This is a genomic window from Chitinophaga sp. (assembly GCF_036569125.1).
In the GTDB taxonomy this organism is placed as follows: Bacteria; Bacteroidota; Bacteroidia; order Chitinophagales; family Chitinophagaceae; genus Chitinophaga.
In genome coordinates, this window is record NZ_DATCRF010000257.1 from 1 (window position 1) to 21,438 (window position 21,438).

A 21,438-nucleotide genomic window follows, 5' to 3' on the forward strand; every position below is an offset into this window, starting at 1 on the left:
GCGTAGGACCGGCCATAGCATCCGGCAGCCAGGTTTGCAGCGGCAATTGTGCCGATTTGCCCACAGCGCCGCCCAATAACAGGAAGGCGATCAATACAATGGTGCTATTGCCTGCAGCCCATAGCTGCGGCGCCTGATCTAATATCTGCTGGATCTGTAAAGTACCGGTGTACTGGAATAACATGAACAGGGCAATAGCCATGGCGGTATCGCCAACACGGGTTACAATAAAGGCTTTGCGGGCCGCATATCCATTGGCAGGATCCTTATACCAGAAACCTATCAGCAGGTAGCTGCACAAGCCAACCCCCTCCCAGCCAAAGTATAACAGCAGTAAATTATCAGCCAGCACCAGCAGCAGCATAGCGCCTACAAACAGGTTCATACAGGCAAAAAAGCGGCTGTAATCCGCATCCTCAGCCATGTACCCGGTGGAGTATACATGAATAAGAAAACCCACGAACGTGATCACAAATACAAAGGCCAGGGATAAGGCATCCAGCCGCAGGTCAATACCCGCGCTGAAAGAACCGGCCTGCATCCAGGTCCATAAATGTTGTACTATAACATGCCCGCCGGATTGTATGAAGGGCAATCCCAATACCAATGTAATAGCCGCAGCTAACCCCATACTGCCGCAGGCAATCACAGAAACCGCCGCCTTGTTCAGGGAGCGCCCGGCCAGTATAAGCACCAGGGCAGAAAAGAATGGCAATGCCGGTATGAGGAAAAGCATAAAACAATGATTTATGATTTGTTGTTCTTTTTATCCTTTCATCCTGCTGGCTTCATCACTATCCAGTGATTTCAGCTGGTGATAGAGCTGCAGGATCAGCGCCAGGCCCACAGATACTTCTGCAGCAGCCATTGACAGTATGAACATGAACATCACCTGCCCGTCCGGCTGCGCCCAGTGTGAGGAAGCCACTATAAAGGCCAGGCCTGCCGCATTCAGCATAATCTCTACCGATAGCAGCATAAAGATCATGTTACGGCGTATGAGCATACTGATAAGGCCCAGTACAAAAAGTATCCCGGCCAGCGTCATGCCTGCAGTGGTTGGATGAATGTTCATGATGGTTTGCTTTGAAGAAAACGGTGTAAGGTTTTTGGTTGCTGCCGGCCTAAATGATAGGCGCCCACAATGCCCGCCATCAGCAGCATAGCGCTCAGCTCCACGGCCAGTATATAAGGACCGAACAAGGCACGGCCCACCTCTTTGGGCGGTACTTCCTTAATACCGGTAACGGGCGTATGATTTTGCGCGATCAGGTATACCAGCTCGCCCAGCAGCACCACGCAGAACAAAGCAGGCACCGCCCACATACCGGGCTTTAACCACTGCTTTTCCAAACGCGTGCTTTCCGGCCCCAGGTTCAGCATCATTACAAAAAAGATGATCAGCACCATAATAGCGCCGGCATACACAATGATCTCCAGTGAAGCCATATAAGGCGCGCCATACAGGTAAAAGATCACCGCTACAGATAACAGCGACACGATCAGGTACAGCAATGCATGCATAATATTGAGCCGTGTTACTACCATCGCGGTAGAGAAAACAGCAATGGCCGCTGTTATGTAAAACAAAACTCCCATGGGATTTACGATTTTAGATTTACGATTTTAGATTTTTAGATGTACGATGGAGAAAAAATGCGGGGCATTCAAATCTAAAATCGTAAATCTAAAATCTAAAATTCCTTATGGCAGCAGGCTCTTAACATCTACCGGTGGCTCTTCATGTTCGGCTTCGCCTTTTGCTTTGCCGCCGATAGCCATGCCGGCTACTTTGTAATAGTTGTAACCCGGGTATTTACCCTGGCTGTTGATCAGCAGGTTTTCCTTTTCATACACCAGGTTCTGGCGGTTGTACTCCGCCATTTCAAAATCAGGTAACAGTTGTATGGCGTAGGTAGGACAGGCCTCTTCACAAAAACCGCAAAAGATGCAGCGTGAAAAATTGATCCTGAAAAATTCCGGGTAACGCCGCCCGTGCTCATCTTCCGTTGCCTGCAGCGAGATACAATCCACCGGGCAGGCCGCCGCACATAAATAACAGCCTACGCAGCGCTCCCCTCCATCAGGATCGCGGGTTAGCGCTATACGGCCCCGCCAGCGTGCCGGCAGCGGCGCTCTTTCCTCAGGATACTGGTAAGTATCCCTTTTATGGAACATGTGCAGGAAAACCAGCCACATACTGCGCAACAGACTAAACATGATTTTAGATTTGGGATTTTAGATTTTAGATCTACGATCGTCGAAAAGATGCCCGGCATTCAAATCTAAAATCGTAAATCTAAAATCTAAGATCAGATGAGTAATTTAATAGCAGCCGTTATCAGCAGGTTTACCAGCGACAACGGAAATAAGATCTTCCATCCGTATTCCATCAGCTGATCATACCGTGGGCGTGGCATTGAGGCCCTTAACAGGATGAACAGCATAATGAACACAAACGTTTTTAATACAAACCAGATCACCGGTGGCAGAAAAGCAGGGCCCAGCCAGCCGCCGAAATATAAGGTTACCACCATAGAAGAGATCAGCGTGATGCCCATATACTCCCCTATGAAGAACATGCCGAACTTCATACCGGAGTACTCCGAGTGAAAGCCCGCCACCAGCTCACTTTCCGCCTCCGGTATATCAAAGGGCAGGCGGTGTGTTTCCGCAATGCCCGCAATCAGGAAAATAAAAAAGCCTACACATTGCGGCAGAATGTACCAGCCATTCTTTTGCGCTGCTACGATCTCACTCAGGTTAAAGGAACCACTCAGAATAACCACACCCATTAAGGACAGCCCCATGAAAACTTCATAGCTGATCATTTGCGAAGCGCCGCGCATAGCGCCCAGCAATGCATACTTATTATTGGAGGCCCAGCCGCCCAGCACAATGCTGTACACGCCCATGGACGACATAGCCAGGAAGAACAACACCCCTACATTAAAATCCGCCACCACCACATTGGGGGCAAACGGTATAATAGTAAAGCTTAGCAGCACACTGGCCACTACTACTGCCGGTGCAAATACAAACACCACTTTATCTGCAAAAGGCGGGATCCAGTCCTCCTTAAAGAAAAGCTTGATAGTATCTGCCAGCACAATGAACAACCCGAAAGGTCCGGCGCGGTTAGGCCCGTACCGGTCCTGCCACAGGGCCAGCATCCTGCGTTCCAGCCATATTAAACCGGCTGCTGTGTTCAGGATCACGAACAGTACGCCACCAATAACTAACCAATAATGACCAGCGCTCATAAAAGATGTTTTTGAAGCAGGATACTGGAAGCAAGATGCCTGCATCTTACTATTTGAACCCTGCTTTATTTGTCTACATATTCATTTTTTAATTCTTAATTATTAATTCATCACAATTTCGCCAGCACCGGCACTCCCACCACTTCTATCCCCGGCAAACCTACCGGCAAACCGGCCATGCCTTTATGCAGCGTGGCATCTATCTTTACCGTAAACGTATAGGGATGTCCGTTAACCGACAGCTGCAGCTGGTGCGATTCCATTACCTGGTAACGCTGCGCATCTTCCGGGTTCAGCAAAATGTAAGGCGCCGGCATACGTTCTGCAACTGCAGGCGTATGTACGCTCAGCTCTTCTGATCCGAAAATGTGGTATAAAGGCACCAGCATTAAATGCCCTGCCAGCGGAACAAAATTGTCCGGCGAATAGGAAAAGTAAGGCGCCTGCCCGTTAGCAGCGGGCTCTATCAGCCGCTTGCCGGAATCCCCGTCGTGCAGGGAGCAGCCTACCTCTGTCTGGTATTTGTTGATAGATTGCACGGAGTTCCAGCCCGGCCACCAGAAGAAGGGGATCATGGAGGATGGCGGCTCCCCGCGGTAACCTTCCATGGTGAACGACATAGCGGTATCCGCATCTTCCGGCGGTTTGGGCTCGCTCACATTTACGTTGGCCAGCATGGCTGTGCGGCCGCTGTAACGGTGCGGCTCCCGCGGTATCTTTTGACCGGCTATACGAAAATCTGCCGGCGGTGTTAGCTGATCAATGCCTGCAAAGATGGCGGATGATTGTGCCAGCGCCTGCGTTACATCATCCAGGTACACCAGCTTTTTCAGGCGTGTATTATTAGTAGCAGCGCCCAGCTGTAATAACCAGCGCCAGCTTTCCTGCACCACGCCGCTGCCTGCAAATACCTGGAAGAAACGTTGCGCCCGGCCTTCATTATTCACCAGCGTACCATCTGATTCTGCAAAGGTGCCGGCAGGTAATAATACCGTAGCTTTTTCTGCCGTGGCATTATACAGGTGATCCAGCAACACCACCTCCTTACAATGCTGAAAGAACTGGTCTGCTATGTGCCGGTCCAAACGCCGGTACAGGTCATTTTCCAGGATAATAACGGTATCTATGTCGCCGTCCAGCACTGCAGTTACCGCAGTTTCCAGGCGATGGCTGCCCAGCATTTCCAGGCCCAGGCTGTTACATTCAGGCACAGTAAGCACCAGCATGGCTGCTTTGCCTTTTTGCTGTAATGCCCAGCTGATATTGGCAGCTTCCCGCATGGTGCCTTCACAGCCGCAGCCATAACCGGCAATGATCAAAGGCCGTTCTGCGGCCAGTAATGCATCGGCAATGGCTTGCGCCAGCTGCTGCTCCTCTTCCGAAAGGTCTTTTATAGCCGCTACCGGGGCGCCTAAGAGCTGGCTCACGGCAAAGCCTATACGGGTAATATTATCCGGGGCTGTATGGTAGGTGCGGGTGGCTATTTCATCCAGCCCGGTAGGTTGTACATGCAGTATATAACAAGGCCCGTGCTTATCCTGCATGGCTTCACGCACCGCTGCATCCTGCCAGGCCGGCACATGCGTGGTGTTCATGGCTTCCTGTAAGGGTTGCCTGCGTACCGCCTGCCGTACAGATAAGGCCATCATAGGCGCAGTGTTCAACAGGTCCTCACCCAGTATCAGCACCGCATCGGCAGTAGCTGCTTCCTGCATGGAGGGCGTGCGTACAGGCCCCTTCTTTAATATTTTCAGGGCCAGCGTAGCCAGGTCATGTTCTGCATCTGACATGCCCAGGTAAAAATTATCTTCCCCTACCAGCTGCTGTAATACAAAGTTCGATTCCAGCGAAGCGCGCGGGGAGCCAATGCCAATAGTACGCTTAGGAGGAAGCTTATCCTGTAAATACTGCAATGCAGCGCCGGGATCAATAGTATGGTCCATAAGGCCGCGAATGGCCACTTCACGTATGCGGCGCTCACTGTTCACAAACTCATAGCCATAACGCCCGCGGTCGCAGAGGAAATAACCATTCACTGCGCCGTTATACCGGCTGCTGATCTGCCGTAAGGAGCCATAACGTTCACCGGCAATAATATTACAGCCTAGTCCACAGCCCTGGCAAATGGACGGCGCATAGGTCATATCCCATTTGCGGGTATAATGCTGCTTGAGTGTTTTATCTGTAAACACGCCCGTAGGACAGATCTCCGCCAGGTTGCCGCTGAACTCACTTTCCAGCGTACCGTCTTTATGACGGCCAAAGTATACATGGTTATGCGCAGCAAAAACATCCAGGTCCTTGCCGCCTGCAAAATCTTTATAAAAACGCACGCAGCGGTAACACTGAATGCAGCGGTTCATTTCATGGTTCAGGAAAGGGCCGATGTATTGATTTTTATGGGTGCGCTTGGAGAAATGATAGTTGCGGTAGCTATGCCCGGTCATTACCGTCATATCCTGCAAATGGCAGGAGCCGCCTTCATCGCACACCGCGCAGTCATGCGGGTGGTTGGTCATCAGCCAGCCTATTACCTGCTCCCTGAAAGCAGCTGCTTCCTTATCGCTCACGGATATACGCAGCTGGTCTTTTACCGGCTCCATGCAGGACATTACCAGCTTTCCTTTGGTATCCTTTTCATCCTTAAATGATTTTACTGCGCATTGCCGGCAGGCGCCTACAGAGCCCAGCGCCGGGTGCCAGCAAAAATAAGGCAGGTCCAGGCCCAGCGACAGGCAGGTTTCCAGCAGGTTCTTGCCTTCCTTTACTTCGTATGACTTACCGTCAATGTGTATGATTGCCATAGGGACATTTTTTTTCGTGCACATGCTGTTCAAAATCTTCCCGGAAATATTTCAGCGCGCTTTGCAAGGGTTCCATTGCGCCGGGGGCCAGCGCGCAAAAAGTATTACCCGGTCCCAGCAAATGCGTATGCATTTCCAGCTGTACCAGGTCTTCTTCCGTACCATGCCCCTGTTCCAGGGCATACAATATTTTTTCGGTCCAGGGTAAACCCTCCCGGCAGGGCGTACAAAACCCGCAGGATTCCTGTGCAAAGAAATGCTCCAGGTTATGTACAAAACCCACCGGACAGGTTTGGTCGTCCAGCACCACCATAGTACCTGTGCCCAGCCGGCTGCCCGCTGCAGCTACAGCGGTAAAATCCATTGGGGTATCCAGATGGTCTGATGTTAAGAAATCTGTGGATGCACCGCCGGGCAAGGCCCCGCGGAAACGGTAACCGTTTTGCATACCACCGGCATAATCTTCTAATAGTTCGCGCATAGTTACGCCCATGGGTAATTCCCAGGCGCCGGGCTTATTTACCCGTCCGCTCACACCATATATTTTCGTACCCCCATCGCCGGTACGGCTCAGGGACTGGAACCAGGCGGCTCCTTTATTAACGATATGTGGAATGAATGAAAGCGTTTCAACATTGTTTACGATGGTAGGATGGCCAAACAAACCGCTGATCTGTGGAAAAGGCGGTTTGGCGCGGGGTACGGCGCGCTTGCCTTCCAGTGAGTTCAGCAGCGCTGTTTCCTCCCCGCACATATAGCGGCCCACGCCGGTATGCAGGTGCATTTCCAGGGAAAAATCCTTTCCTAAGATATTGTTGCCTAAATAACCCGCAGCATACGCTTCGCTCAGCGCCTTGCGGATCACCTGCGCCGCTTCCTTATACGCCCATCGCAGGAATACAAAAGAGATGTTAGCCTGTATAGCGTAGGCAGAGAGGATCATGCCTTCTATAAGCTGATGCGGATTACCTTCCAGTAGCCAGCGGTCTTTGAAGGTACCGGGCTCCATTTCATCGGCATTTGCTATCAGGTACTTGGGGCCTTTTACATTCATTGGTACAAAGCTCCACTTCATGCCTGTGCTGAAACCTGCGCCCCCCCTGCCCCGCAGGTTAGATTCTTTTATGAGCGCAGTCACCTCCTGCGGTGTCATTTGCTGTAATGCTTTGCGTAATGCCTGGTAGCCCCCCAGAGCTTCATAAGCCCTGAGGTCCAACGACAAGCCGGGTTGAATATCCGATGTAAGCGGAGCCTCCATATTAGTTTGCAGTTTATAATTGGCAGCTGGCAGTTTACGGTGAGCGGTTGCCTGACTGCAAACTGCCCACTGGCAACTGCCAACTATCTATTCATATTTATCTAATATCTCACCAATGTTCTTTTCATTCAGATCCCTGTACAGATCCTGGTCTACCATTAAAGCCGGCGCATGATCACAGGTACCCAGGCAGGGATTGGGCAGCAAGGTGAAACGCCCATCCGGAGTGGTTTGCCCGTATTTGATCTGCAGCAGCTCCATCAGCGTTTTGCGGATGTTCTCATAACCCATTACCCAGCAGCTGATGCTGTCACATACCAGGATCACATGGCGGCCAACCGGCTGCCGGAAAATGAGGTTGTAAAAGGTAGCCACGCTATCCACTTCATCCGCGCTCATGCCTAACAGCGCAGCAATATCTTCCACATTCTCATCAGATACCCAGCGGCGCTGCTCCTGCACTATTTTCAATGCTTCTATTACCGCCGCTTTTCTTACCGGCACCTGCTGCAGCTCATGTTCTATTTTTGATATTTCTGTTTGTGTTAACATAGTATCATAGCTATTTATCTTCTCTTTTTACATCTCCTCACCAGCACATTGGCATATCAGCACATTAGCACATTTTTCATCTGCACATCTGCATATTTGCACATCTGCTCATCTATCAATATCCGCCAGCACATAATCCATCCCGCCAAGTATAGACAGCAGATCGGCTACTGTATAGCTGCGGCTGATGTACGGGATCATTTGCATATGCGGAAAAGAGGGTGTGCGTACTCTTACACGGTAAGGCGAGGTATTGCCATCGCTGGTAAGATAATAGCCGTTCCAGCCTTTGGTAGCTTCTATACAGCTCATAGCCTCACCGGCCGGTATTACCGGGCCCCAGCTAACATTGAGGAAGTGGTGGATCAGCGTTTCAATATCGTGCATGGTATACTGCTTCACCGGCGGCGTGGCCAGCGGGTGGTGCGACTTAAAATCCCCTGCCGGCATATGTTCCAGGCATTGTTCAATAATGCGAAGGCTTTGCCGCATTTCATCAACCCGTACCCGTGCGCGGTCATAACAATCGCCGTTGTTGGCAGTAGGTACTTCAAAAGCAAAGTTCTCATACCCGCTGTAAGGCCGCATTTTACGCATATCCCATTCCAGGCCGCAGGCGCGCAAGCCAGGGCCGGTAACGCCCCATTCAATGGCTTCTTCCAGCGTGTAAATACCAATGCCTACGGTGCGTGCTTTAAACAAAGCATTCTGCATTACCATCTTATCATACTCGCGCAGCTTGGGCGGGAAATAACGGATAAACTCGCGCACCAGCTTATCCCAGCCATTGGGCAGGTCCTGCGCTACGCCGCCTATACGGAACCAGTTGGGATGCATACGGCCGCCGCAGATAGCTTCTATAATTTCAAATACGCGTTCCCGGTCGGTGAACATATAGAACACCGGCGACAGCTGCCCTACATCCTGCGCAAAAGTGCCATACCATACCAGGTGGCTGGCAATGCGGAAGAACTCACACAGCATAACGCGTATCACCTGCGCACGCAGCGGCACCTCAATACCGGCCAGCTTTTCAACAGACAGTAAATAGGCCAGGTTGTTCATTACCCCGCCTAAATAGTCAATACGGTCGGTATAGGGAATATAGGTATGCCATGACTGACGCTCGCCCATTTTCTCTGCACCACGGTGGTGAAAGCCAATGTCGGGTACTGCGTCTACAATATCTTCTCCGTTCAGCTGCAGGATGATACGCAGCACGCCATGCGTACCGGGGTGCTGGGGGCCAATGTTCAGGAACATAAAATCCGCATCTTCGCTGTGCAGCTTCAGGCCCCAGTCTTCCGGGCGGAACTGCAGCGCCTCCTGCTCCCGGTCAACCTTTTCATCAAAGAGTTTGAATGGTCCCATTTCCGTGGCGCGTGCAGGATGCTCTTTGCGCAATGGGTGACCTTCCCAGGTGCTGGGCATTAAAATACGTTTCAGTAAGGGATGGCCGTTAAAGCGGATGCCGAACATGTCGAACACTTCGCGCTCATACCAGTTGGCGGCGGGCCATATATGTGTAATGCTGGACAGGGAGGGATACTCGCCCCGCAGCCCTACTTTTAAACGCAGGAAAGCATTACGCCCGAAGGAGAAGAGGTGGTAAACAACGGTGAAGTCATAAGGTATATGCCCGTTCTGCGGCCTTTTATACGCACGCTCATCAATGGCCGTAAGGTCATAGAGCATGCGGTAAGGTTGTGTAAGATCGGATTTCAGGTATTGCAGCACGGTCACCAGCTTTTCCTGCGGCACCCAAAAGGTGGGCATTGCATCGCGGGTCACCTGTTCTTTACAGGTTTGTTCTCCAAAGCGGGCATCCAGTGCTGATTTGATATCGTTCATATTGTTTCGTTGCTATTTTTTCAAAGCTGCTTTTACTAACCACGGTCTCCACCTCTTACCACCTCACACAAAACCATTCTCTCCGCTACAGGCCATGGACTATGGACCATCGACCATGGACTTCCCGCCCACTCAAATCTCATCCGGTGTTTTGAACTGCGTCATTTGCTGCCGCTTATCATGCAACACTTCGCGCATAGAGATCTTATCCGGTTTTATTACACCCTGGTCGCCGATGGTCCAGCTAAGCGGGCGTATTTCCTTACCCACAGATTGCTGCAGCATTACCAGCCCTTGCATAAAAGCATCGGGCCGTGGCGGGCAACCCGGTACATACACATCTACCGGTAAAAATTTATCTACACCCTGCACTACGCTATAGATATCATACATACCGCCGGAGTTGGCGCAGGAGCCCATGGAGATCACCCAGCGCGGTTCCATCATCTGCTCATACAGGCGTTTAATAATAGGCGCCATTTTAATGAACACGGTACCGGCAATGATCATCACATCGGCCTCACGGGGCGTGCCGCGTATCACTTCTGCACCAAAGCGCGCCACATCATATTTGGGCGTCATGGCAGTGGCCATTTCCACAAAACAGCAGGATAATCCAAAGTGAAAGGGCCACAGGGAATTTTTGCGGCCCCAGGCCAGCAAGCGGTCTACAGAGCTTAATATCATGCTTTGCTGCATGGCCTGTTCCAGAGAAGTATTACCGTTTACTTTACCGGTTTGATCCTTTGCGTTACTTAACCACCAATCCATAGGGGAGAATATTAATTACAGATTATTAATTACGATCGGGTAATAGTTCGCCTGCACGCATTCCGGGCTATGCATGCTAAAGCGATGGAAGTATGTAATTACGAATAACAACGAAGCACAACAGACAGTAACCGCTTACGGTTTCCTTCATTCGTAACTAATCCTTTGCATTAAATGTGTAATAAAACAGAAGAAGCATGTAACTACAAATCATCAAACGCATTACAAATGCAGAAACCACATACGGTTCCCTTCATTCATAATCTGTAATTGACAATTCGTAATTGGATCCGTGTGTCGGCGAATCACCAATACATTATTACAAACGCAGTAACCCCATACGGTCTGCGCATTCGCAATGTGTGATTGACAATTCGTAATTGAATCCGTGTGTCGGTGAACCATCAAAACATTATTACAAACACAGTAACCATACGGTTCTCCTTCATTCGTAATGTGTAATTGACAATTCAATTGATTCCAATCCAGTCTGGCTGTAAAGAGGAGTAGAAGGCCAGTCTTTTAATTAGATCCGTGGAATAATAAATACATCCTTTTTTTCAGATAGTCCTATATACCTTAATGTATTTTTCCGTAGTGTTAATGGGCCGGTTGTGGTGGCGGCAGCTGTATGCTGCCACTGTCAGCGGCTTTGGCGCTGCTGCGCATTTTTTTATAGGCCCGTAATATCTTCTTTCCATCCGGTCCGAAATCCAGTGCGCCGTTGCGCCATTCATAGATCAATACCACTAATAAAATAAAGATAAAGATACTTACGCCAATGTAACCAGCCCAACCCAGTTCATCAAATGCAATGACCCATGAGATAATGAAAACGGTTTCAATATCAAAGATCACGAACAACATGGCAATAAGGTAAAATTGAGAAGGGAAGCGCAAACGTGCAGAGCCTGTGGAAAGGATGCCGGATTCATAGGCTTCACCGGTGGCACGGTCTTTATGATGCTGCCCCAGGATATATGAGAGTCCCAGGATGGCACCTACCAGTACCAGTACAATGGCCCCGAAAACAATAAAGGGCCAAACAGGAGCTGTTTCAATAACTGATTCTTTCAAGATACATCGCCCTCCAAGCGAACAAGAACTTTAAAAGTCAGTCTGTTAATCTGTCAAATAAACTACATGCTACGTATCTACTACTGTCTTACGGTAATGAATATGTGATATGAATGTACAAAAAATAATACAAACCACCATTTCCATTTTAGATTTTAGATTTACGATTTTAGATCTGATTGAAGCGAAGCTGCCCTTTTTATCAAATCTAAAATCTAAAATCGTAAATCTAAGATCCCGGATCACGTATGGGTGCCGCTAATGTAGCTCTCCAGGTTATTGATAATATAGCGCTGCTCATCAATAATGAACTTTACCACATCACCAATGGAGATCAGGCCTATCAGCCGTTGCTGATCATCTGTTACGGGCAGGTGGCGGATACGTTTATCCGTCATCTTTACCATACAGTCTTCAATAGAATCGTTTTCGCAGACCGTAATAGGGCGTTCGGTCATAATTTCACGAATAGCAGTTTCCTTGGATGCCCTGCCTTTAAGGATCACTCTGCGTGCATAATCGCGTTCTGAGAAAACGCCGAGGAATTTACCCTGATCATCAACAACCATCAAAGCGCCAACATTTTTATCTACCAGAATCTTTAACGCTTCAAATACGCTGCTGTCCGGGTTAATGGAGTACACTGCATGACCCTTGGCCTGCAGGATATTTCGTACAGTTCCCATAACGAGGCCTTTTAAAAATGAAGAAATATGAAAAACCAGTTATTGTAAGTTAAGGTTTTTGTGCGGAAAAAGCAATACAGCGGTGAGAGCGGCGTAGTTAGCGATTAGTTGTAAATTATTAGTGCCTGATTTTAAACTAAAACCAGGCACTAACAGGTATGTATCTATTAATAAACTTATTCTAAGGTCCTGGCGCCGCTTACAGAGGCCGGGGCCGTCTGGTGCAGGTCGAACACCACAATTTCATTATTCCCCTTTTTCAGCCAGCTGGCAGGGCAATACAGGCGTGTTTGCGGGCCTATATCCCAGTAGCGGCCCAGGTTATGCCCATTCACCCAGATCAGGCCTTTTTTAAGCTGCGAAAAGTCAATATAGGTATCGCCAACGCGCGACAGCTTAAACGTGCCTTTAAAGAACTGCCCTGGTTTGGCAGTGGTGCCGCTGGTGGGATGCAGGTTCTGGATATATTTTTCCGTCATGGGCAGGCCAAACACATCCCAGCTCATAAGCGTCATGCCATTCAGGGTTACGCGGTCGGTGATGCCTTTGCGGTCAATGATCTGCTGTGCAAAGTTGATACGGCCCATACCTTCTACCAGTATTTCCAGCACCGGGTCTTTTACATTGCTCTTCGGGATCTCAATGCTGTTCTCTCCCAAACGGCGATCTAATTTACCCATGTACTCCCCGTTCAGGTAAATGGTGGCATAATCATGCAAGTCTGTGATCACAAGCTTGCCGCTTTTATGCCCTACCAGGGTAGTGCGGTACAGCATAAAGCCATAATCCTGCGCATAGGCTTCAAAGGGCTGCGGCTGTGCGGAATGCACCGCCTCCGGCAATTGCTCCCAGATGCTGGTAAAGGGTATCATGGGTACGGCCGGGAAGCTGATGGTGGGTATAGGCGCCGGTATACGCGGCAATGCCTTATGCAGATGGTTGCTGATCATTTGCCGGAAGGCCATGTATTTGGCCGTGGCTACGCCCTGCTCATTAATAGGCGCATCATAATCATAGCTGGTAAGGTCCGGCTCATAACCTTTGCCGCCGGAATTGGCGCCGGCGGTGTAGCCAAAGTTGGTACCGCCGTGTATTACGTACAGGTTAAAAGAGCGTTTATTATCCAGCAGGTATTTTACTTCCCGCAAAATACCTTCTTTATCAGGCCGCGCCCATTGCTCGCCCCAGTGGGTTAACCAGCCTGGGTAAGATTCGCTGCTGAAAATAGGTACATCCGGATACAGGCTGGCGGTTGCTGTAAAATCGGCCTCCGATGCGCCGGGATCCAGGCCTATAGCGGCGCCTGGCACAGTACCGGCTTCCAGGTTAGGTTTGGCTGCGCCGTCTGCGGTATAAAAAGGCCCGGTAATGCCATTCTGCACCCACAGCTCTTTCAGGCGGTTCAGGTAGGCTTTGTCATTACCAAAGCTGCCGTATTCATTCTCTATCTGCACCATTAATATAGGGCCTCCGTTGGCAGCCAGCAGGGGTTTTACCTGTGCCGACAATGCCGCTACATATCGCTCTACGGCCTGCATATAGCGGGGATCCAGGCAGCGTACCTTAATATCCGGTGTACGCAGCAGGTAAGGCGGCAAACCGCCAAACTCCCACTCCGCACATACATAGGGCCCGGGGCGCAGTAATACCCACATCCCCTCCTGCTGTACCATCTGAATAAACTCCGCAATGTTATGATTGGTGCTGCTGAAGTCAAAAGTGCCCGGCTCCTGCTCATGGTAGTTCCAGAACACATAAGCGGCAATGGTATTACAGCCCATGGCTTTGGCCATTTGAATGCGGTGTTTCCAGTATTCTTTTGGAATGCGGGCGGGGTGCATTTCTCCGCTGATGATCTGGAAGGGTTTTCCATCCAGCAGGAATTCGGTCTTTGAAAGTTCAAAACTGTGTTTGTCCTGCGCATAAGCGCCCTGCATAACCACGCAGGCCAGCAACAACAGATGGCTCAGTAAAAGTGTTCTCATTGTCCTTGATGAAAAATTAGGGTCAAAGTTAACATTCTGTAAAAGGGATAGTAGGTTAAAACAGGTAAAGGTTAAAAATGCATGTGAAAGGGTGAAAATACATGAAAAAATGAAAGGTGAAAAATGAATTTGCTTCATTTTTCACCTTTCATATATACGTTACGTTTATATATTACCTTTTTTCAACTCTGTTACCGCATGATCACAGGCACGGGCGGTAAGCGCCATATAAGTGATGGATGGGTTCTGGCAGGCAGAGGATGCCATGCAGGCCCCATCTGTTACAAACACATTCTTTACGGCATGCAGCTGGTTCCAGCTGTTCAGTACAGAGGTCTTGGGATCCCGGCCCATACGTGCCGTGCCCATTTCATGGATACAATGGCCGGGAGGCGGCATATCATCATAGCTGGTGATATTCTTTAAGCCGGCAGCTGCCAGCATTTCCTTGGCGCTTTCCAGCATATCCTTACGCATGGCCAGCTCATTCTCCTTAAACTCACAATCAATATCCAGGGTTGGTAAGCCGTACTTGTCTTTTTTGTTTTTGTTAAGCGTGGCCTTATTCTCATAGTACGGCAGGTGCTCGCCCCAGGAACCTACGCCCATACTCCACTTACCCGGCTCTGTCAGCGATTCCTTAAAGGCAGCGCCTATGCCTTCTGTACTATTGCCGCGGCCACGGCCAGCACCTCCCTGGTAACCAAAACCGCGTACATAATCTTTCATTTTCGTAGCGGCGTTCACGTTACGGAAGCGGGGAATATAAATACCGTTCGGGCGGCGGCCTGCATTGTAGTACTGATCTTCAAAACCATCAAACTCTCCATCTGCGCCTACGCCAAAATGGTGATCCATCAGGTTATGGCCCACCTGCTCACTGTCATTTCCCAAACCATTCGGAAAACGGTTGGAGGTTGAGTTCAGCAGCACAAAGGTTGTTCCTAAGGTAGAGGCATTCAGGAAAACAATATTTGCATAATACTCTACGGTTTGCAGGGTATGCGCATCCAGCACGCGTACGCCGGTGGCCTTGCCTTTCTGCTCATCGTAAATTACTTCTGTTACAATACTATCCGGCCGCAGGGTAAGGTTGCCCGTGGCTGCTGCTGCCGGCAGCGTAACGCCGTTGCTGCTGAAATACCCGGTAAAGGGGCATCCGCGGTGGCACAGGTTGCGCGACTGGCACTGGCGGCCATTCTGCATAGGTTTGGTAGCATGCGCTACGCGGCCTATGGTAATTATGCGGTCGTTATACTTTTCTTTGATGCGTGCAGCCACATGTTTTTCCAGGCAGTTCATTTCCATGGGCGGCAGGAACTTGCCGTCCGGCAGCTGCGGCAGCCCTTCTGCCTGGCCGCTAACGCCGGCAAAGGTTTCCACGTAATCATACCAGGGCGCAATATCTTTATAACGGATAGGCCAGTCTACCCCATGCCCGTCTTTTGCATTGGCTTCAAAATCCAGGTCGCTCCAGCGGTACACCTGGCGGCCCCACATCAGGGAACGCCCGCCTACGTGGTAGCCGCGTAACCAGTTGAATGGTTTGATCTCGTTATAAGGATTCTCCTTATCGTTTACCCAATATTGTTGAGAGGATTCGTCAAAGGCATAACAGCGGCTCTGGATGGGATAGTTCTGCTTAACCTCGTGGGTAAGCTGCAGGCGGTGTTTGAACTCCCAGGGCGCCATCATGGCGGTGGTATAGTCTTTTACGTGCTTTACGTCATTGCCCCTTTCCAGCACTAATGTTTTCAGTCCCTTTTCGCACAGCTCTTTGGCTGCCCATCCCCCACTGATACCTGAACCCACAACAATTGCGTCATAGGTATTTTCTTTTACTGCTCTAATGTTGAGATTCATGGTTCAATCTGCAAATATGCAGATGTGCAGATATGCAAATGGATGGTATGCTTTAATCCATCTGCACATTTACACACCTGCACATTTATAATTTATATGTTTCCTTTCTTCATTTCCTTTACTGCATAATCCACTGCACGGGCGGTAAGCGCCATGTAGGTGAGTGAAGGGTTCACACAGGCGGCAGAGGTCATACATGCGCCATCTGTAACAAACACATTCTTTACGGAATGCACCTGGTTCCAGCTGTTCAGCACAGATGTTTTAGGATCGCGGCCCATACGTGCCGTACCCATTTCATGAATGGCCATGCCGGGGAAAGATCCGTTATCAAAAGTATGGATGTCCTTAGCGCCTGCTGCTTCCAGCATTTCAGCGGCATCGTTCATCATATCCTTACGCATCTTGGTTTCATTCTCAAAGAAGCCGGCATCGAATTTCAGCACCGGTTGTCCCCAGGCATCCTTAACGGAATTATCCAGCGTTACCTGGTTCTGCTCATAGGGCAGGCATTCTCCAAAACCACCCAGGCCCATGGTCCACGGACCGGGTTCTGTGAGCGCTTCTTTGAAATCTTTACCAACGCCCATTTCAGCAATACCGCGCTGCCATCCGCTGCGGCTGGCGCCACCCTGGTAACCAAAGCCGCGCAGGTAATCGCGCTTATCGCTGCCTATGTTGCGGTAACGCGGTACATAGATACCATTTGCACGGCGGCCAAAGTAATAATGATCATCAAACCCTTCAAAGGTACCGGAAGCGCCTGTACGGAAATGGTGATCCATCAGGTATTTACCCAGCACACCGCTATCATTGCCCAAACCATTCGGAAAACGTTTGGATATAGAGTTCATGAGCACAAAGGTGCTGCCCAGGGTAGAGCCGTTCACAAAAATGATCTTGGCATAGTACTCTGTCATTTCCTTGGTGTGCTTATCAATTACTTTTACACCGGTAGCTTTGCCTTTTGCATCATCATAAATGATGGAGTTCACAATAGAATCCGGGCGTAAGGTAAGGTTACCGGTAGCCCTTGCAGCCGGCAGGGTAGATGACTGTGTGCTGAAGTATGCGCCAAAGGGGCAACCGCGGCTGCACAGGTTACGGAACTGGCATTGCGTACGGCCGGGTAATGGCTGGGTGATGTTAGCCACACGGCCCATGGTGATCCTGCGGTCTTTGAACTTGGCCTCTACTCTTTTCTTCACTTCTGTTTCCACACAGTTCATTGGCATGGCAGGCATAAACTTGCCATCCGGCAGCTGGGGCAGCCCTTCGGCCTGACCGCTGATACCGGCAAAGGTTTCTACATAATCATACCAGGGCGCCAGATCTTTATAACGGATAGGCCAGTCAACAGCAATACCATCTTTCAGGTTGGCTTCAAAATCAATATCGCTCCAACGGTACGACTGGCGGCCCCACATAATGGATTTACCGCCCACAATATCCGGGCGGTACCAGTCAAAGCGTTTTACTTCGTTATACGGGCTGTCTGAATCTTTGATCCAGAACTTTTCATTATGTTCGCTGTAAGGGTAATCGCGTTTCAGCTTGGGATGTGTTTCCCGCTGCTCATTGGTGATACGGCCACGGTGCGGAAATTCCCACACGTCCTTGGTAGCAGTATCATAGTCTTTTACGTGCTCCAGTGGTTTACCACGATCCAGCATTAATACTTTCAGACCTTTTTCTGTGAGCTCTTTAGCGGCCCATCCGCCACTTACGCCGGAGCCTATTACAATAGCATCATACGTATTCTGCTCCTGCGCTTTTATATTAAGATTCATGGAATTTCAGTTTTTGTAATTGATCAAATAAGCAGTAAAGCGTTAGCTGCGAAGCTATCTGCATTACACGTTCAACTTTGGATGAATAGCTGTTGATAATGGCCGGCATCTTATGACACTGCCCAGGCCTTATCTCCCTTCTTGTAGGGTATGCAGCCTTCATATTTACCGGGAACAGCTACATAACGCAGGGCTTTGGTAGCGCCGGGTTCAGAGGTGAAGTAGCCTAAGAGGGTAAGCTCTTTAATAAACTGGAAGTAATGCGTGGGATCATCTTTCCCTTTGTTCTCACGTTTATTATAAGCTACACGCTCTTTATCAATTTCCGTTAACACGGCTGTTCTCTGCTCTGCAGTCAGGTCAGCAAAAGCCTTTTTATACTGTTTGTTACTGGCTTCATCTATTTTTTTCAGACCATCCAGCAGGATCTGTTGATCTTTTTGCTCATAACAATCATTCATCATCGTAACGATGAAATCATCTACCTTGGCCGCTTTCGCACCAGGCGTACCGGTTTCCGGGATAATGGTTTCCGCTATTTCAGCTAGTGTGGATTTGGTTTCCGGCGCCTGCAGGGCATAGTTCTTGGGCGCAGAGCTTGTACAGCCATCCAGGGCCGCTAACGTGGAAGCAGAAATGGCGCTACCCAGCAACAGGGCAACGTTCTTGATAGCATCTCTTCTATTCATAATGGTAAATTGATTTGACCTTTCGGCTCAAGTTTTGAAAAAAAAAGCAAAAAACAAACACCGTCCGTAAAATAATCAATAATGGATAATTAAGTACTACTAACCTTTTTTAGATGACCGGCCGGAAATTCCGGTACATTAACAATTTTCATAACATGCACTCCCCTATTTAACAGCCTGAACCATAAATAAAAAGCGGCTGTCCCCTACAGAACAGCCGCTTTAATATTAATTGTTAATTCTTAATTATTCACTACATAACATACTTCCCTTTATTATCTACCAGTACCACCGGCAGGCGGTGATGCTTTTCAAAATAGTCGTACGCGGTTTTCAGCTCTACCCAAAACTGCTGGGAGCTGTTATCGGTTAAGGATACGCCGCCCAGGTAATCCATAGAGCGGGTATTGCCGAATTTAACGGGGTATACATGCACCGGTATAAAATCCTGTCCGGCGTTCTTGGCATTCACCGCCAGAATGTACACTTCCTCAATAAACTCGTCGGTTAAGGGAATACAGCCAATAGTGAGGCAGCTGCCATGAATATAAATTTCACCACCCGGCTTTTTTGCATCGCTCAATATTTTATCGGAGTAGTTGGGATAGTTTAAACCCAGTGACAGGTGATAGTTGCTGTTAGGATTAAAATCGTTGATGTAGTAGAACCCTTCCGGTACCTGGCGGTCGCCTTCCTTACGTTTAGGCCCCATTTTGCCGGAGAGGGTGCAAACCCGGTATGATTTAAACAGGCGGAAGGTATCGCTGGCATTGTTCTTTACCCAGATCTCCAGCTCACTGTCCAGCTTAAAGGAACGCAGGAAAATGTATTTGGCCGGGTAGGTGAGCCCTTTTTTCTCAAACTCTTTTTTCAATGCTTCCTCTTTTTCGCGATACGCCACGCCCACCTTGGGAAACAGCTTCTGGTTCTCCAGGAACGACTGTTGTGCCTGGGCCGCCACAGATACGCTACACATCAATAATACCGCTGCAATAATCCGCTTCATATACTTTTAAAAAGAATTTTTAACCATATATACCCTTTAACCGGGTCATTTTACTCCGTTGGATAGGTTTAAATATGCTAACACGAACAATAATAGTGCAAAAATAATATATATAACAATACCAACTTTACGATTCACCAGCTTAATAATATAATGGTTGTGGCCCTCGTAAATCAGATAAGCTGTAATGGCTTGAAATATACCCCCTAACAGGAACAAGATACCGAATAATGTTTGTGTCCTCATAAAACAAACGTGCTATCGTTGTGGATTATTGTCAAAATTACGAGGGTATGGGCGGATGTGCAAGTAAAGGGTGGGCTGAGATGCTAAAGGTAAGTTAAAATGCTGCTGCCGGGGGTGGTGGGTAATCCAAAACACTGATAATTAAGGGCTGGCCCTCGCCAGCCCCTATCCTATTTCATCAGAGGTTGCCTCTACGCTCCTGTTCTCTTTCTATGGATTCAAAAAGCGCTTTAAAATTGCCTTTCCCAAAGGATTTGGCGCCCTTACGCTGTATGATCTCAAAAAATACTGTTGGGCGGTCCTGGATGGGCTTCGTGAAGATCTGCAGCAGGTAGCCTTCTTCATCCCGGTCTACCAGGATGCCCAGCTCCCGCAGCGGTGCAATATCTTCGTCAATATGCCCTACCCTTTCCAGCAGCTCATCGTAATAAGAGCCGGGCACGGTCAGGAACTCCACACCACGGCGTTGTAATTCGCCTACGGTATGTATTATATCATTGGTGGCAATGGCCACGTGCTGTACGCCGGGGCCGCCGTAAAAATCCAGGTACTCTTCTATCTGCGATTTCTTTTTGCCTTCGGCCGGCTCATTGATGGGGAATTTCACACGGCCGTTGCCATTGCTCATTACCTTACTCATAAGGGCCGAGTATTCGGTGGAAATATCCTTATCGTCAAAAGAGATCAGGTTGTGAAAGCCCATGGTATTGCCGTAAAAGCTTACCCAGGTGTTCATCTCGTTCCAGCCTACATTACCCACGCAATGATCTACATACTGCAAACCGGTATCAGCGGGGTTATACACGGTTTTCCATTCCTTATAACCGGGCAGGAACAGGCCTTTGTAGTTTTTACGCTCTACAAAAATATGTACCGTATCGCCGTAGGTATGAATGCCGCTGCGCACCACCTCCCCATGTTCGTCTTTTTCAACGGTGGGCTGCATAAAAGGTTTGGCGCCCCTTTTCACGGTTTCTTCAAAAGCGGCGCGGGCATCATCTACCCACAGGGCCAGCACTTTAACACCATCGCCGTGCTTTTCTATATGGCTGGATATTTCATTGCCCGGTTTCAATGGCGTGGTAAGCACAAAACGCAGCTTGTTCTGTACCAGCACATAGGAACAGCGGTCGCGCATGCCGGTTTCAGGGCCTGCATAGGCCACAGACTGAAAGCCAAAAGCAGTTTTGTAAAAGTGAGCGGCCTGTTTGGCATTGCCTACATAGAATTCAACATAGTCGGTACCGTTCAGCGGTAAAAAATCCTGGGTGTTGTTATTTACCACAGGTGCAGTAGCTGTATGCATATATGAGCGGATTTTAGAAAGTTTTGGTGTATGATGATTGGTTTATGAATGCGGGTGTATGAAAACGCCTGCAGGCATGCAATACCGTTGGAGTAATAGCTCAGAAAAAAATAAATGATAAGGAAGATACTACCCAAAGGCAGCTGCTGCCGGCTATTAAGCCGTTAACGAATCCATGGCCAGGGTAGCCATTAAAAAGTAGTATGTATGCAGGTTGTGCATGAGAGATTGTTGCTACTGCAAGTATACGAAAGTATTTGGGAATTAAGGGGATTATTTCATTTTCATTTG

The 21,438-nt window shown here is 49.0% G+C and carries 18 protein-coding genes; all 18 read right to left on the reverse strand.

Features of this window, described 5'->3' with window-relative positions; translation table 11 throughout:
• Window positions 1-736, reverse strand: a 736-nt coding sequence (locus VIM87_RS09435) for a proton-conducting transporter membrane subunit (protein WP_331996747.1), incomplete at its 3' end; no start/stop codon positions are given.
• Window positions 737-766: 30 nt separating this feature from the next.
• Window positions 767-1,075 (reverse strand): NADH-quinone oxidoreductase subunit NuoK, encoded by a 309-nt coding sequence (gene nuoK / locus VIM87_RS09440; protein ID WP_089919407.1) that lies wholly within the window; start codon window positions 1,073-1,075, stop codon window positions 767-769.
• Window positions 1,072-1,599, reverse strand: coding sequence for an NADH-quinone oxidoreductase subunit J (gene nuoJ, locus VIM87_RS09445; RefSeq protein WP_331996748.1), 528 nt, complete (start codon window positions 1,597-1,599; stop codon window positions 1,072-1,074). Before nuoJ ends, nuoK begins: the two co-directional genes overlap by 4 nt.
• A gap of 105 nt (window positions 1,600-1,704) precedes the next feature.
• Window positions 1,705-2,220, reverse strand: a complete 516-nt coding sequence (gene nuoI, locus VIM87_RS09450) for an NADH-quinone oxidoreductase subunit NuoI (RefSeq protein WP_331996749.1) — start codon at window positions 2,218-2,220, stop codon at window positions 1,705-1,707.
• A gap of 92 nt (window positions 2,221-2,312) precedes the next feature.
• Window positions 2,313-3,263: an NADH-quinone oxidoreductase subunit NuoH gene (gene nuoH / locus VIM87_RS09455; protein WP_331996750.1), complete on the reverse strand. Its 951-nt coding sequence runs from the start codon at window positions 3,261-3,263 to the stop codon at window positions 2,313-2,315.
• Between the two features lie 110 nt (window positions 3,264-3,373).
• On the reverse strand, window positions 3,374-6,067 hold the full coding sequence (nuoG, locus tag VIM87_RS09460; protein ID WP_331996751.1) for an NADH-quinone oxidoreductase subunit NuoG: 2,694 nt from the start codon (window positions 6,065-6,067) through the stop codon (window positions 3,374-3,376).
• A complete protein-coding gene (gene nuoF, locus VIM87_RS09465) occupies window positions 6,048-7,325 on the reverse strand; it encodes an NADH-quinone oxidoreductase subunit NuoF (protein ID WP_331996752.1) in 1,278 nt (425 codons plus the stop codon). Before nuoF ends, nuoG begins: the two co-directional genes overlap by 20 nt.
• Window positions 7,326-7,412: 87 nt before the next feature.
• Window positions 7,413-7,877 carry an NADH-quinone oxidoreductase subunit NuoE gene (gene nuoE, locus VIM87_RS09470; protein ID WP_331996753.1) on the reverse strand — a complete coding sequence of 155 codons (465 nt, stop codon included), beginning with the start codon at window positions 7,875-7,877 and terminating at the stop codon, window positions 7,413-7,415.
• Window positions 7,878-7,985: 108 nt separating this feature from the next.
• Window positions 7,986-9,728 carry an NADH-quinone oxidoreductase subunit C/D gene (nuoC, locus tag VIM87_RS09475; RefSeq protein ID WP_331996754.1) on the reverse strand — a complete coding sequence of 581 codons (1,743 nt, stop codon included), beginning with the start codon at window positions 9,726-9,728 and terminating at the stop codon, window positions 7,986-7,988.
• 132 nt (window positions 9,729-9,860) lie between these two features.
• Entirely contained in the window at window positions 9,861-10,499 is a 639-nt protein-coding gene (locus VIM87_RS09480) for an NADH-quinone oxidoreductase subunit B family protein (protein WP_331996755.1), read from the reverse strand.
• 600 nt (window positions 10,500-11,099) lie between these two features.
• Window positions 11,100-11,576 carry an NADH-quinone oxidoreductase subunit A gene (locus VIM87_RS09485; RefSeq protein WP_331996756.1) on the reverse strand — a complete coding sequence of 159 codons (477 nt, stop codon included), beginning with the start codon at window positions 11,574-11,576 and terminating at the stop codon, window positions 11,100-11,102.
• Between the two features lie 242 nt (window positions 11,577-11,818).
• The gene (locus tag VIM87_RS09490) at window positions 11,819-12,262 is read right to left on the reverse strand and encodes a CBS domain-containing protein (protein WP_331996757.1); all 444 of its coding nucleotides are present in this window, start codon (window positions 12,260-12,262) and stop codon (window positions 11,819-11,821) included.
• 176 nt (window positions 12,263-12,438) lie between these two features.
• On the reverse strand, window positions 12,439-14,247 hold the full coding sequence (locus VIM87_RS09495) for a glycoside hydrolase family 35 protein (RefSeq protein WP_331996758.1): 1,809 nt from the start codon (window positions 14,245-14,247) through the stop codon (window positions 12,439-12,441).
• A 165-nt stretch (window positions 14,248-14,412) separates the two neighbouring features.
• Complete coding sequence (locus VIM87_RS09500) at window positions 14,413-16,110, reverse strand: GMC family oxidoreductase (RefSeq protein WP_331996759.1); 1,698 nt, start codon at window positions 16,108-16,110, stop codon at window positions 14,413-14,415.
• A gap of 92 nt (window positions 16,111-16,202) precedes the next feature.
• Window positions 16,203-17,900: a GMC family oxidoreductase gene (locus tag VIM87_RS09505; protein ID WP_331996760.1), complete on the reverse strand. Its 1,698-nt coding sequence runs from the start codon at window positions 17,898-17,900 to the stop codon at window positions 16,203-16,205.
• 110 nt (window positions 17,901-18,010) lie between these two features.
• Window positions 18,011-18,589, reverse strand: a complete 579-nt coding sequence (locus tag VIM87_RS09510) for a gluconate 2-dehydrogenase subunit 3 family protein (RefSeq protein ID WP_331996761.1) — start codon at window positions 18,587-18,589, stop codon at window positions 18,011-18,013.
• 253 nt (window positions 18,590-18,842) lie between these two features.
• Complete coding sequence (locus VIM87_RS09515) at window positions 18,843-19,595, reverse strand: L,D-transpeptidase family protein (RefSeq protein ID WP_331996762.1); 753 nt, start codon at window positions 19,593-19,595, stop codon at window positions 18,843-18,845.
• A gap of 424 nt (window positions 19,596-20,019) precedes the next feature.
• Window positions 20,020-21,147 (reverse strand): 4-hydroxyphenylpyruvate dioxygenase, encoded by a 1,128-nt coding sequence (hppD, locus tag VIM87_RS09520; protein ID WP_331996763.1) that lies wholly within the window; start codon window positions 21,145-21,147, stop codon window positions 20,020-20,022.
• Window positions 21,148-21,438: the final 291 nt, after the last annotated feature.